Below are 12681 nucleotides of genomic sequence, written 5' to 3' on the forward strand. Positions count from 1 at the left end.
TTCTAAACCTTGCATTAAGCTAAGTCGAAGTGTGGTTTCAGAATCTCAATACACGATTAATTTAACTAACTATTATTATGATTTCTAAAACAATCAAAGCTACTGTTTTAGGTAGCATTATCTTATTTGCAAGCTGCAAAGAAGAACAAAAAACCGAAGACAAATCAATGACCGAGAATATTCTGTTACAGGAGTGGACAGGCCCTTACCAAGGTGTTCCTGCTTTTGACAAAATGAATGTAGCTGACGTAAAAGAAGCTGTTGAAAAAGGTATGGAACTGCAATTACAAGAAATTGATGCTATTGCTAATAATGATGAAGCTCCAACTTTTAAAAACACCATTGTTGCCATGGAAAGTGCTGGCAAAGCCTTAGATCGTGTGTTTACCTATTATGGCATTTTATCTAGTAATATGTCTTCACCAGAATTTAGAGAAGTTCAGGCAGAATTAGCTCCAAAACTTTCAGAATTTCGTTCTAAGATTTCTCAGAATGAAAAATTATTTCAACGTATAAAAGCTGTTTATGAAGCTTCACAAAAAAGTCCTCTAGAACCACAAGAACAGCGTGTTGTAGATTTAACATACAAGCAGTTTGAAATGAATGGTGCCAACCTTGATGCAGAAAAGAAAAAGCGCTATGCCGAAATCAACAAAGAACTTTCAACATTATACACTAAGTTTTCTAACAATGTACTGCATGATGAAGAAAACTATGTTACGTATTTAACCAAAGATCAACTTGGTGGTTTATCTGATGGTTTTAAAAAATCGGCTGCAAAAATAGCTGCAGACAAAGGCAAAGAAGGCATGTATGCTATTACCAACACACGCTCTTCTATGGATCCTTTCCTTACCTACTCTACGGAGCGCGAATTGCGTAAACAAGTTTGGGAAAACTACTACTCTAGAGGAGATAATGGAGATGAGTATGATAACAACCAAATTATTGCCGAAATTTTAAAACTGCGTAAAGAGCGTGTAGGTCTTTTAGGTTACGATAATTATGCTGAATGGAGATTACAAGACCGAATGGCAAAAAATCCTGAAAACGCTATGGATTTAATGCTAAAAGTTTGGTCTGCTTCTACAGCTAGAGTAAAAGAAGAAGTTGCAGATATGCAAGCTGTAGCCAACGAGCTTGGCGATAACATAACGATAGAACCTTGGGATTACCGCTACTATGCCGAAAAAGTTCGTAAAAAGAAATACGATTTAGATAGCGATGAAGTAAAACAATACCTTCAGTTAGACAAATTAACCGAAGCTATGTTCTTTGTGGCTGGAGAAATTTTCAATTATAAATTCACACCAGTTAAAGAAGGCTCAGTTCCTGTGTTTCATGAGGATGTAAAGGTTTGGGAAGTTACAGACAAAGACTCTGGCAAACACATTGGGCTTTGGTACCTAGATCCTTATGCTCGCGAAGGCAAGCGTTCTGGAGCTTGGGCTACAACTTACAGAAGCTCTACTACTTTTGAAGGGCAAACCAATGTATTAGCATCTAACAACTCTAACTTTGTAAAGCCAGCACCTGGCGAAGCGGTTTTAGTGTCTTGGGATGATGCCACAACATTTTTCCATGAATTTGGGCACGCGTTACACTTCTTTGCGGCAGATGTAAAGTATCCAACATTGCAAGGAGGTGTTAGAGATTATACAGAGTTTCAATCGCAATTGTTAGAGCGTTGGTTATCTACAGATAAAGTTATCAATCAGTTTTTGGTACACCACGAAACAGGAAAACCGATTCCAGCTGAATTGGTTGAAAAAATTAAAAAAGCAGCAACCTTTAATCAAGGCTTTGGTACAACAGAATATTTAGCTTCTGCTTTAATTGATATGAAATTACACTTAGCAGACCCAACCAATATAGATATAGACCAATTTGAGCGCGAAACCTTAGACGAGTTAGGTATGCCAAAAGAATTGCCAATGCGTCATAGAACACCACATTTTGGACACGTATTTTCTGGCGAAGGCTATGCCACAGCATACTATGGTTATATGTGGGCAGATGTGTTGACGAGTGATGCCTCTGAAGCGTTTAAAGAAGCTCCAGATGGGTTTTACGACAAAGCTGTTGCTGACAAATTAGTAAAATACTTATTTGCACCACGCAACGCTATGGATCCTGCAGAAGCATACCGACTATTTAGAGGACGTGACGCTAAGATTGAAGCCTTAATGCGCGATAGAGGCTTTCCTGTTCCTAAGAATTAAGATGTTTTAAATATAGATTTAAAAGTCATCGCAAATTGTGATGGCTTTTTTATTTATGGTTATTGAGAAGAAGTACTATTATTTTTTTAAATTGTTCGTTATAAACGTATAAGTTGAATATAGTTAATACTTATATCCAATTGTTGTATGCAATTTGAGAAAAACCGAAAAATGAGTGACGAAAAAAGGGAAAAGTATTTTAAAATGGTTTATGACAACATTGAAAAATATGGATTTCATAATACCTACGTAATGGAAGAAATTGGATTTACACCTTTTGGATACTCAACTGGAATCTATAAAAACTTTGGAATTCCTGAACTTTTCATTTCTGGACTTCCGAATGGACTGACAAATACGTTGATTACTAATTATGCGGGAAGATTTAAATTCAAAGAAATACCGCTGAATAAAAAAATTGACGATTTAATTGACCGGTTTCCTGTTTACTTTATTGAGGTAGAAAATGATAAGCTGACTGAATACACGTTGAGTTCATTTAAGTTTTATAAGAATTCGGAATTCAAATATTTACAGTTAATTTTTCCTGACTTGAATGGATTTTTCCCAAATGAAGAGGAATATGACTATGACCAAAAAATATTAGGAGATTAGAGAAATGAAATGGAAATGGTATAAACCAAAGAGTTCGAAAGCGAAATTTCAATGTCCTTGCTGTGATTACGTAACTTTACCAGAAAGAGGAAGTTATTTAATTTGTCCAGTATGCTTTTGGGAAGATGACGGAATTGACGTTAATGAACTTGATATTCATTCTGGACCAAACCATATAACTTTAAGAGAAGGAAGAGAAAATTTTGTAAAATATGGAGCCTGAGATATAAAAATGGTTAAAAATGTAATCTCTGAAGATAAACGGAAGAATTTTGAATTAATAAAAAGAAATCTAAAATAAAAACTGCATACAACAACGGCTATAATTCATTGCGGTTGAATTCCCTATCGGAATTCACCGCAATTTTGCAATCTTTCGGCTACAGCGGAAAGAATCCTGCGGATTTTTCCGCAACGAAATCATAGCCAAAACCGTTAGGCACAAACGAAAAAGAACCTTATAAATGATTATAGATAAAGATAAAGTTCAAACATTAATCAATTCAACTATTGGTTCTGAATATGAAATTCATAACACTTCTGACTCAAGTAAATACATATTCATTACTTGGAAACATAAAGATTATGAATGGGATGATGAAAGAGGGTCAAGAATAGGTGTTGGACCAATAGCTTACAATAAAGCTACTCACGAATATAAACTACTTGGAAGTGGTGATATGCTTAGTGAAGAATATTACAAATATCTTTTTGAAAATATTGACTTGAATAGCAATAATGAAATTCCAGATAACAATAAGATTAAATCTAACATTCTTAGAAGAAATTATGTGAATGAAGAAGATATTTTTTATTTGACTGAGAACTATAAAAAAGACTTTGGAGATTTTAAATACTCGTTGTCCTATCCAAAAAATTTAAATGTTGATTATGTTAATCAGGTTTTCATTGATTTGTGCACGAATTCAGCAGTAGATTATTTTATTAAGTTTTGGAATGAGATAGATTTCGAATACTCGAAAGTTTCTGAAACTGAATTATTATTAAATAGAATTAAAAAAACGAACGCACAACAACGGCTATAATTCATTGCGCCGGAAAGAATCCTCGCGAATTTCCCGCAACGAGCCATACAAAAAACCGTTCTCCAACATTGTGAAAAACACAATCAGCATATCAATATTTTTAGTTCTAATTTTTATTAGTTCATGTAATGAACAAAAAGGGAAATTGGAAAAATCAGTGATTGAACAAGCAGAGGAAACTCAAGAAGATAAATTTTATTTAAACTGCAAAAAAAAAATCAATAAATGGAATTGAATTTAAAGCTTGTATAAAAAGGCCTGGAAATTTCACAATTATAAATTCCGACAAAACACTTGTTTATGAACATGAAGATAATCCAGCAGAATTTGAATTTTTGGATTTTAATGGAGATGGCTTTTCAGACATCTTATTAGACTACTTTACTAATGTTCCTGGAATCAAAGAACTTTTGATTTTTAATCCAGAAAAGAATGATTTTGAAAGAATTGTTGACTTCACAAATTTCCCCTCCGCAATTAAGATAAAAGGAACAGATTTTTATTATTCGTACCATAGAAGTGGATGCGCTGATAATAATTGGGATAGCGATTTGTTTAAAATAATTGATAATAAAGCCATTCATTTTGGCAATATAAAAGGTATAGGTTGTGGAATTGACAATGAGAATGGCATTTACATAAACAAAGTAAATGGTCAGAAATTAGAGCAGATTAAATTTACACCCAGAGAAGAAGGATATTGGGATGGAAAATGGGAGTTCATCGAAAAATATTGGACTAAAAACCACAATAAATTTGAATAAAAAACTGGTGCTAAAATGATTAAAAGCAATTGCTTGTTACCACCTACTTCTGAAAATCCTCAGAGATTTTACTTACACTAGTTCTCTGCTCTCGTTTCATTGCAATTTATTATCTTTCGTTTGCGGCAAAAATTTTCCGCAACCAAGCCGTACACAAAATCGTTGTACCTCACTTAATAAAACCCAAAACTAAAAATGAAAAGTACTTTACAGCTAATTCTTATATCACTACTGCTTTTGACTTATAGCTGTAAGGAGAAAAAAAGTGAATCACAAACAACGGGAACTGAAAAGCAAACGGAACAAAAAATATCAGTTGTACAAACTAAAGATTCAGTTATAGAGAAAAAAGAAGTACCCAAACACTACGAGCATAAATATGTCATTGCAAAATCAGGTTTAAATTACAGAGATAAACCTAATGGAAAAATCTTGGGTAAATTTCCACTGAATACATCATTAAGATTAGTAGAACACACCAAAGTTTCTGATACAATAAATGATGGAGGAAAATTAATTGTTGGTGAATGGGTTGGCGTTCAAAACTGGGTGCTTGAAGACAAAGAAATAGATACCGTTTATGTTTTCAATGGGTTTCTATCCAATAACTTTATTGAATCTGACATAAAAATATATTATACATCTTCTTATTACAAAGAGCAGAACGGAAATGTAAGAACCGCTTTTTTAAACGTATCCGAAACCTATTTTGAAAATGCTTATAATGAGAGTGAAGATAGAAATGGAAATTCAATACTTAAAGACGAAGACTTAAAAAAAGATACTATAAGACTTAATAAAAATCAGAGAAATAAATTATTGAAATTCTTAAATATCTCAGAATCCGATAAAGTATTTATTTATTCAATAACACAAGATAAAATAAAAGCTTTTCATATTAAAGACTTGCCTGCTATTGCCTGTTATAACATTTATGGTTCTTTTGAGGATTATGGTAATATTGAGACTGATTATGAATTTGGATTTGATTTAGGTAAAAAAATAAATGAATCGGATTGGTCAGATAATTTAACATTTATTGGAAAAGAAAATCCATTTGAAATAGGCAAACTACAACCTATAATCTGGAAAAAAACAGAAAACAATCAATTTCCAGTTATTAATGAGCAAAATGAAAATGATGATTACCGAGTTTCCTATAAATTCGAGACAAAAGAATACAACTATTTTTTGCAAAAAGCTTCAAAAAGCAATTTATGTAATCATTTAGTAATCATAGATAAAGAGTCAAATTCAGAAGTATTCAATAAACTGTATTGTTACAGTGAGGGAACATCTCCTACTGAAATAATTACTGATAGCGATAAGAATGAAAAAAATCATCAATCTCAATGGACTGGGAAATTATTTAAAAATAAGCCATCTATCGTTTTTGGATTCCAATATTTTTCATTTGGATGCGAATCTATTAACTTTATAACTGAAAAAGAGCCTTCTATAGAAATACTTTGTGATAATAGACATTAAAAAAACAAATGCATAACAATGGTATTGAGTAATTGCTTGTTCTCGCCTACCAATAAAAATTCAATTATGAAAACCATTCAAATTTTACTTCTAGTTACAATTTTATTTCTCGGATGTTCAGAAGAAAAAAATAAAACACCAGAGATTAATCAACTCAACGAAACACCAAGGGTTCTTGATGGAAAAAAAAGTGAAGGCTCTTTTTTAAGAACCAAAAGATACGACGAGAACATAATTGAAAAGCTTTATGGAGAAGCCTTAGGCAAAAATGAAAAGTTAGAGACATTAAATAACCTCATAAAAGAAATTACATCAGATAGTCTTAGCGATAAAACCAGTAATTATATAGATTACGCCACGATTAACAATCGTTATTGGAGCACAGCGAAATCGTATGTAAATAAATTAAATGACAGCATCAAAAAAATAGAAATCCTTGCCATTTTTGATAAACTAGAAACGGATTATAATAAAAGAATAGCTAACCATGAGACAAAAATGGATTCTATTGCTGTATTAAAAACCAAACTAAGCGACCAACTTATACTTATGAAGTTATTTGTTACTGAGCCTATGATTCATAATTATCAATCTAATGAATTGCCAGATATAGATGAATTAAAATCAATTATAAAAGATTATGAAAAAGCCATAGAGAATTCTAAAGAATACTCGAAAGTTAGAAAATAACAACCTATATTTCTCAGCATAACCAAACTCTAATTACGAACCAATGCAAGATTATAAAATCCCAAACCAAACCAGAATAGGTCACGTACACCTTAAGGTTTCAGACCTACAACGCTCACTAGACTTTTATTGCAATCTATTGGGTTTTGAGGTTACAATGAAATACGGTGCAGATGCGGCTTTTATTTCGGCTGGTGGTTATCATCATCATATTGGTCTTAATACCTGGTATTCTAAAAATGCACCAAAAGCAGACACAAATCGCGTTGGTTTATTTCATACTGCTATACTGTATCCTACTAGAAAAGATTTAGCACTCATTGTAGATAGATTAATTCAAAAAAACTATCCTATAACTGGCAGTGCAGATCATGGTGTATCTGAAGCTATATATTTAGACGATCCTGATGGAAATGGTGTAGAACTCTATTGGGACAGACCAAAAGAACTTTGGCCTCAAAAGCCTGATGGTGAATTAGACATGTACACAAGACCATTAAACACAAGAGATTTACTCTCTGAACTTAAAGATTAAACTTAAGACAATATGAAATTAGTAACACGTTGTAAATCTTGCAACAAAGACATTATAATAAAATCTAATGCTGCTACGCGTCCAGATTTACAGATGCAAAAAGGAGATGAGTTTCAAGTCAATTGCCTTAATTGTGGCAATAGAGAAACAAAGCATGTTAACGATATTAAAGCAGAAGCTAACAACGTTATTATTCTTGTTGGTGTGGCTATTGGTGTTATCGCTTCAGCAGTACTTTGGGTATTGTATGGCGCATTAGGAACTCTTGGTTTGGCGATTCCTATACTATTTTGGTATCAGCAAATGGACGCTACAAAAGGATTTAATTCGTATATGATAAAACGCAAATAGATTACTGTTTGTCTGAGTCTTCCGAAGTATACAAACTTGGCAAGCTTATCTGAAAACGTACTGCAATTAACCGAATAACAATAACAACCAAACCTGCTATTACAAAAAGATAGTTTTCATCTTTTAAGAAAAAACGCATCAAAAAATAACTAAGTCCACCAACAATACAAGCTGTAGCGTAGATTTCTTTTCTAAAAATCACAGGAATTTCGTTACACAAAATATCTCTGGTTACACCACCAAAGCACGCTGTCATTGTACCTAGCGCAACACAAATTATTGGATGCAATCCTGCTACCAAACCTGTTTCTATTCCAATTACAGTGTACAGTCCAATACCAATAGTATCAAACAAAAACAATGAGCGCCTTAGGTGCTTTAGGTAGTTTCTAAAAATAACGGCAAAAATAGCAGAACCGATAATTACATAAACAAAAGTCATGTTGCGCATCCAAGATACAGGCTCTACTCCTACCATAATATCTCGTAATGTTCCGCCACCAACAGCTGTTACAAACGCTATGATTAAAACACCAAACGGATCCATACGTTTATTCATAGCAACCAGTACTCCAGAAATAGCAAAAGCGATGGTTCCTAATATGTCTATAGTTTGAAAAAACATTTTACCGTAGTTTATCTAATTATATGATTACTGCGAAATTAAATTTTATTCTAAATATCTAAAAGCCTATTAATCAAAATTGAAAACAAACAGATTTCTAGGCTAACAAACAATTCATCATCTTAAAATTACAGTTCGGTAATAACAATTATATTATCTTTAAGTAATGTTAGATATTTGAATCATCAAAAAACGAACAAATAACCATTAAATCTAATACATCATGAAGAATCTAGTTTTAACCTTAGTATTAGCCTTCTCAACATTATTCAGTTTTGCTCAAGATGAAGGTATCACAATCACTGTAACCATAGATAATGTTACTAATGACAAAGGAAAAGTTTTGATGTCGCTACACACCTCAGAAACTTTTATGAAAGGTAAAGGTATTAAAGATGCTGAAACCTCAATTGAAGACGGAAAAGTAACTATAACTTTTGAAAATGTATTGCCTGGCGAATACGCTATTTTAGCATTACACGACCAAAATGATAACAAACGTATGGACTTTGACGATAATGGTATGCCTCAAGAATCGTTTGGAATGTCTAACAATGTTATGGTTATGGGACCACCTCAGTATGAGGATGCAAAATTTAAAGTAGCCAACGAAGACTTGGATCTTAATATTAGATTTTAAATAAAAATCTTGTCATCAATCAATCAATCAATCAATCAATCAATCAAAAAAAAGACTGCTAATTGCAGTCTTTTTTTATCTAACTAAATCTTAATTTAAACCGTTTCTCCTAACCATGCTTTCATCATCCAAACTGTTTTTTCTTGCTGTGTAATAAAGTCGCTCATCATTGAGTTTGTACCTTCATCATTAGCTTCATCTGAAGCTTCGAGAATACTTCGTTCTATTTTAAGCAATTCTGAAAGAGAATTTACAATCAATTCAACTGCTTTTTCATCTTTAGAAATGTTTTTTCCCACCGGAACTCTTGCCGCTTTTGTATAATCTTCAAAAGTGTGTAGTGGTGTTGCGCCTAGTGTTAATATACGCTCTGCAATTTCATCTACCTTAAGATTGGCATCTGTGTAAAGTTCTTCAAATTTTTCGTGCAAATCAAAAAACATGCGTCCTTTTATATTCCAGTGAATACCTCTTAAATTTTGGTAATACAACTGAAAATTAGCTAAAAGCTGATTTAATTCATCAGCTAAATCTTTCGTCTTTTTGGTATCTAAACCTATACTATTTAATGTCATTTTTTTAATTTTTTTCTTATTCAAATTTACCATGAAACAAAACCATTTTTACTATAGTTTTTATAAATAGTTTTTATATTTTTATAGCCTAAATAAATAGTTATGACAATTACACAACTTAAATATGCTTTAGCAATTGCAGAGCACAAAAATTTCACTAAAGCAGCCGAAAAATGCTTTGTAACGCAACCTACGCTAAGTACTCAGATACAAAAATTAGAAGACGAACTTGATATTGTAATTTTCGATAGAGGCAAAAAGCCAATAGAACTTACCGAAGTTGGAAGAAAAATTGTTTTTCAGGCTAGAAATATCGTTAACGAAGCAGACCGTATACAAGATATCGTAGATCAGCAGAAAGGGTTTATTGGTGGTGAGTTTAGACTTGGTATAATACCTACTATTATGCCAACGCTTTTGCCTATGTTTTTAAACAATTTCATTAAAAAATATCCTAAAGTAAAGCTTAAAATAGAAGAGCTTACCACTGAAGAAATCATTGCCAGAATTAATGATGGCCACATCGATGCTGCTATTGCTGCAACGCCATTAGAAAGTGACAATATTAAAGAACGTCCTTTGTATTACGAGCCTTTTGTAGCTTATGTACCTACAAATCACAGGTTAAGAGATAGAAAAACACTAGAAGTTTCTGATCTTGAAATTGAAGATATGTTATTGCTAGAAGACGGTCATTGCTTTAGAGAAGGTGTTATTAATCTTTGTAAGGCTTTTAAAAACCAAGAAGATGAGCATTTTCAACTAGAAAGTGGCAGTATAGAAACTTTGATTAAGTTATCTAACGAAGGTATGGGAATGACTCTTCTACCTTATCTGCACACACAAGATATTAGTGACAAATACAGTAGTAACTTAAAACATTTTATAGAACCTTCACCAGCCAGAGAGGTAAGTCTTATCTACCATAAAAGCGAACTAAAAATGCAAATTATTAATGCCATGCACGATTTAATTTCGTCTGTAATTAGAGGTGCTATTGCCTTTAGTAATGTTGAAATTATTAGTCCTCTAGCTAAATAAAAAAAATCCCTCAATAGAGGGATTTTCTTTTTATAAAGCAAAATTAACATAGACCGAAAATCGCTGTTTAGATTCTACATTATCACCAAACAAATTTTGTTGTATTGGTAGTGTATAACTGGCTCCAAAAATAAATTTTTCTACAGCTAACTCTGATCCAAAAGAGGCATTAAGAATATCTCCATCTGTATCTTGCAACGTTTCACCATATTGTGTAATGGTATCATATACATCTCCTGATATTCCTGCAAATGGCATTATATTCATTTTTTTGGTTGAAAAAAAAGTATACACATTTGCTGAGTAACTAAATTGATTTCCAAATTGGTATTCATTCTTATTTTCACCTTTTAAATAGTAACTCATTAGTGTATTTACACCTATTTTATCACTTCCATAATTGTAACCCAAAGAAAAAATACCATCAACACTACCTGTACCAACCTGAAAGCCTGGATTAACATTATTTGCTAAAGCTTCTTCAAACTGACCTGTTGGTAGTTTTACTCCAATTCCAAATTGCAAAGAATGACCAGACGGTTCCTTTGTTGCATTAAAATCTACAGTAAATCCATCTGTTTTTTGTTTCTTAAAAAACTGAAGTTTATACCAACCAATAGCACTGATATCACCAAGTCCGTTTAAGTTTTCTTTACTGCCCTGAAACTCTCTTGTTAAATCTTGATAAGGTACATTAGTAGTAACATAGAACTTATCATTTAATGGAACCTGAGCCCAAATTTGATATGTACTAAATGTTTCTTTGCTCTTAGGTGAATTATCAAAAATACCATAACGAGACTCAAAATTTTGATAGATGTATCTAACACCAATAAAATTTGCATTACTTAGAGTGCCAAAACCAAAACTTCCGCTACTGGTTGAGCATCCACACAAATCACATGGTAATAGCTCTAAAATATGGTTATTAGGACAAGTATAATTAGGGTCTTTTTCTTTTGCTTTTGCCGTACTACTAACTAATAAAAATAGCAGTAGCACAATAGTCTTAAAATTCTGAAAAACGTTCATCTTCTAAAAATTCATAATCGGTTAATGTTTTTAAGAAAGCGATAATACTCTCTTTTTCATAATCATTTAGAGTAATACCATAGCTTCCATCTTCTCTCAAAAATTGAGGGTCTACATTTCCATTATCTACCATACCAGAATCGTAAAAATTTAGTACAACTTCTAATGTTGAAAATCTACCATCGTGCATGTAAGGATAGGTATATTCTATATTTCTTAAACTAGGGACTTTAAATTTGTACAAGTCTTCAGGATTTTCGAGAATATCAAAACGTCCTTTATCATTAAGCTGAGGATTTACCAACAAACCATTGTTTCTAAAACTATTGTCTGTAAATAAATCTGTAGCATGACAAGAAGCACATTTGGTCTCAAATGTTTGCAATCCGTCTAGCTCAATTGTTGTTAACGTCACATTATCTTCGCCTCTAACATACTTATCGTACTTAGAGTTTGAAGAAATCATTGTTACCATAAACTGCGATAGTGCTTTCAAAATATTTTCGGTAGAAATCTCTCCATCTTCAAAAGCTCTGGTAAACTGATCTTGGTAGTAACTATCGGCTTTTAGTTTTTCAACAACATTACTTAGAGTTTCTCCCATTTCTAATTCACTAGTTATAGGAATTATAGGTTGAAGATCTAAATGCGATGCAGCACCATCCCACATAAAACTAGTCTGAAACGCCATATTCTGAATGGGTTGCGCATTGCGTTTACCAATACCACCATTAACTCCATGACTTAGATTATGACCATGATGCGTAAAAGCAAATCCTTGTTCGTGACAAAAAGCACATGCCACAGCATTGTTAGAAGACAAGCGTCCTTCATAGAATAAATCTTTACCTAACTGAAAGCCTTCTTGAGTAACCTGATTATTATCCAGATTATAAACTATTTGAGGAAAATTAGAAGGTTGCTCAATGTCTAAAATTGCTGGTTCGTATTTAGCTATGTCTGAACTTTCTGAACATGAAAAAACCAGAACCAATAACCAAACTGCATAACTAATATGTTTCATAATAACTTATTTATTAGAAGACTGCCAGGACTC

Annotated in this window: 15 protein-coding genes; 11 read left to right on the forward strand and 4 right to left on the reverse strand. The window is 32.5% G+C overall.

The window, feature by feature from the left end:
• Window positions 1–77 precede the first annotated feature (77 nt).
• From P7122_RS10180 to P7122_RS10215, 9 genes are all read left to right on the forward strand, one after another.
• Window positions 78–2222, forward strand: coding sequence for a M3 family metallopeptidase (locus P7122_RS10180; RefSeq protein ID WP_278005692.1), 2145 nt, complete (start codon window positions 78–80; stop codon window positions 2220–2222).
• Window positions 2223–2393: 171 nt separating this feature from the next.
• Complete coding sequence (locus P7122_RS10185; protein WP_278005693.1) at window positions 2394–2837, forward strand: DUF4262 domain-containing protein; 444 nt, start codon at window positions 2394–2396, stop codon at window positions 2835–2837.
• Window positions 2838–2841: 4 nt separating this feature from the next.
• A complete protein-coding gene (locus P7122_RS15840; protein WP_367575433.1) occupies window positions 2842–3060 on the forward strand; it encodes a CPCC family cysteine-rich protein in 219 nt (72 codons plus the stop codon).
• Between the two features lie 241 nt (window positions 3061–3301).
• The gene (locus P7122_RS10190) at window positions 3302–3883 is read left to right on the forward strand and encodes a hypothetical protein (protein ID WP_278005694.1); all 582 of its coding nucleotides are present in this window, start codon (window positions 3302–3304) and stop codon (window positions 3881–3883) included.
• Window positions 3884–4218: 335 nt separating this feature from the next.
• A complete protein-coding gene (locus tag P7122_RS10195; RefSeq protein WP_278005695.1) occupies window positions 4219–4647 on the forward strand; it encodes a hypothetical protein in 429 nt (142 codons plus the stop codon).
• Window positions 4648–4842: 195 nt separating this feature from the next.
• On the forward strand, window positions 4843–6135 hold the full coding sequence (locus tag P7122_RS10200) for a hypothetical protein (protein ID WP_278005696.1): 1293 nt from the start codon (window positions 4843–4845) through the stop codon (window positions 6133–6135).
• 66 nt (window positions 6136–6201) lie between these two features.
• Window positions 6202–6825: a hypothetical protein gene (locus tag P7122_RS10205; RefSeq protein ID WP_278005697.1), complete on the forward strand. Its 624-nt coding sequence runs from the start codon at window positions 6202–6204 to the stop codon at window positions 6823–6825.
• A gap of 43 nt (window positions 6826–6868) precedes the next feature.
• Window positions 6869–7360, forward strand: coding sequence for a VOC family protein (locus tag P7122_RS10210; RefSeq protein WP_278005698.1), 492 nt, complete (start codon window positions 6869–6871; stop codon window positions 7358–7360).
• A 12-nt stretch (window positions 7361–7372) separates the two neighbouring features.
• Window positions 7373–7711 (forward strand): hypothetical protein, encoded by a 339-nt coding sequence (locus P7122_RS10215; protein ID WP_278005699.1) that lies wholly within the window; start codon window positions 7373–7375, stop codon window positions 7709–7711.
• Window position 7712: 1 nt separating this feature from the next.
• Here P7122_RS10215 and P7122_RS10220 read toward each other — a convergent pair whose 3' ends face one another.
• Complete coding sequence (locus P7122_RS10220) at window positions 7713–8336, reverse strand: trimeric intracellular cation channel family protein (protein ID WP_278005700.1); 624 nt, start codon at window positions 8334–8336, stop codon at window positions 7713–7715.
• A gap of 223 nt (window positions 8337–8559) precedes the next feature.
• Here P7122_RS10220 and P7122_RS10225 point away from each other — a divergent pair, with 223 nt between their 5' ends.
• Window positions 8560–8976 carry a DUF2141 domain-containing protein gene (locus tag P7122_RS10225; protein WP_278005701.1) on the forward strand — a complete coding sequence of 139 codons (417 nt, stop codon included), beginning with the start codon at window positions 8560–8562 and terminating at the stop codon, window positions 8974–8976.
• A gap of 95 nt (window positions 8977–9071) precedes the next feature.
• Here P7122_RS10225 and P7122_RS10230 read toward each other — a convergent pair whose 3' ends face one another.
• On the reverse strand, window positions 9072–9551 hold the full coding sequence (locus tag P7122_RS10230) for a Dps family protein (RefSeq protein ID WP_278005702.1): 480 nt from the start codon (window positions 9549–9551) through the stop codon (window positions 9072–9074).
• 102 nt (window positions 9552–9653) lie between these two features.
• Between P7122_RS10230 and P7122_RS10235 the strand changes: the two genes are divergently transcribed.
• Window positions 9654–10592, forward strand: coding sequence for a LysR substrate-binding domain-containing protein (locus tag P7122_RS10235; protein ID WP_278005703.1), 939 nt, complete (start codon window positions 9654–9656; stop codon window positions 10590–10592).
• 30 nt (window positions 10593–10622) lie between these two features.
• Here the strand turns inward: P7122_RS10235 and P7122_RS10240 are convergent, their stop codons facing one another.
• Both P7122_RS10240 and P7122_RS10245 read right to left on the reverse strand, forming a co-directional pair.
• Window positions 10623–11624, reverse strand: coding sequence for a hypothetical protein (locus P7122_RS10240; protein ID WP_278005704.1), 1002 nt, complete (start codon window positions 11622–11624; stop codon window positions 10623–10625).
• On the reverse strand, window positions 11602–12648 hold the full coding sequence (locus P7122_RS10245) for a cytochrome-c peroxidase (RefSeq protein WP_278005705.1): 1047 nt from the start codon (window positions 12646–12648) through the stop codon (window positions 11602–11604). The genes P7122_RS10240 and P7122_RS10245 overlap by 23 nt, the downstream gene beginning before the upstream one ends.
• Between the last annotated feature and the right edge of the window lie 33 nt (window positions 12649–12681).

Source organism: Winogradskyella marincola, from assembly GCF_029624125.1.
GTDB classification, from domain to species: domain Bacteria; phylum Bacteroidota; class Bacteroidia; order Flavobacteriales; family Flavobacteriaceae; genus Winogradskyella; species Winogradskyella marincola.

Bases quoted from the DNA above. Each gene is read 5' to 3' on its own strand.
- P7122_RS10245 (WP_278005705.1), bottom strand. From the start codon at position 12,648: ATGAAACATATTAGTTATGCAGTTTGGTTATTGGTTCTGGTTTTTTCA.
- P7122_RS10215 (WP_278005699.1), top strand. From the start codon at position 7,373: ATGAAATTAGTAACACGTTGTAAATCTTGCAACAAAGACATTATAATA.
- P7122_RS10230 (WP_278005702.1), bottom strand. From the start codon at position 9,551: ATGACATTAAATAGTATAGGTTTAGATACCAAAAAGACGAAAGATTTA.
- P7122_RS10205 (WP_278005697.1), top strand. From the start codon at position 6,202: ATGAAAACCATTCAAATTTTACTTCTAGTTACAATTTTATTTCTCGGA.
- P7122_RS15840 (WP_367575433.1), top strand. From the start codon at position 2,842: ATGAAATGGAAATGGTATAAACCAAAGAGTTCGAAAGCGAAATTTCAA.
- P7122_RS10190 (WP_278005694.1), top strand. From the start codon at position 3,302: ATGATTATAGATAAAGATAAAGTTCAAACATTAATCAATTCAACTATT.
- P7122_RS10200 (WP_278005696.1), top strand. From the start codon at position 4,843: ATGAAAAGTACTTTACAGCTAATTCTTATATCACTACTGCTTTTGACT.
- P7122_RS10220 (WP_278005700.1), bottom strand. From the start codon at position 8,336: ATGTTTTTTCAAACTATAGACATATTAGGAACCATCGCTTTTGCTATT.
- P7122_RS10210 (WP_278005698.1), top strand. From the start codon at position 6,869: ATGCAAGATTATAAAATCCCAAACCAAACCAGAATAGGTCACGTACAC.
- P7122_RS10180 (WP_278005692.1), top strand. From the start codon at position 78: ATGATTTCTAAAACAATCAAAGCTACTGTTTTAGGTAGCATTATCTTA.
- P7122_RS10235 (WP_278005703.1), top strand. From the start codon at position 9,654: ATGACAATTACACAACTTAAATATGCTTTAGCAATTGCAGAGCACAAA.
- P7122_RS10185 (WP_278005693.1), top strand. From the start codon at position 2,394: ATGAGTGACGAAAAAAGGGAAAAGTATTTTAAAATGGTTTATGACAAC.
- P7122_RS10225 (WP_278005701.1), top strand. From the start codon at position 8,560: ATGAAGAATCTAGTTTTAACCTTAGTATTAGCCTTCTCAACATTATTC.
- P7122_RS10240 (WP_278005704.1), bottom strand. From the start codon at position 11,624: ATGAACGTTTTTCAGAATTTTAAGACTATTGTGCTACTGCTATTTTTA.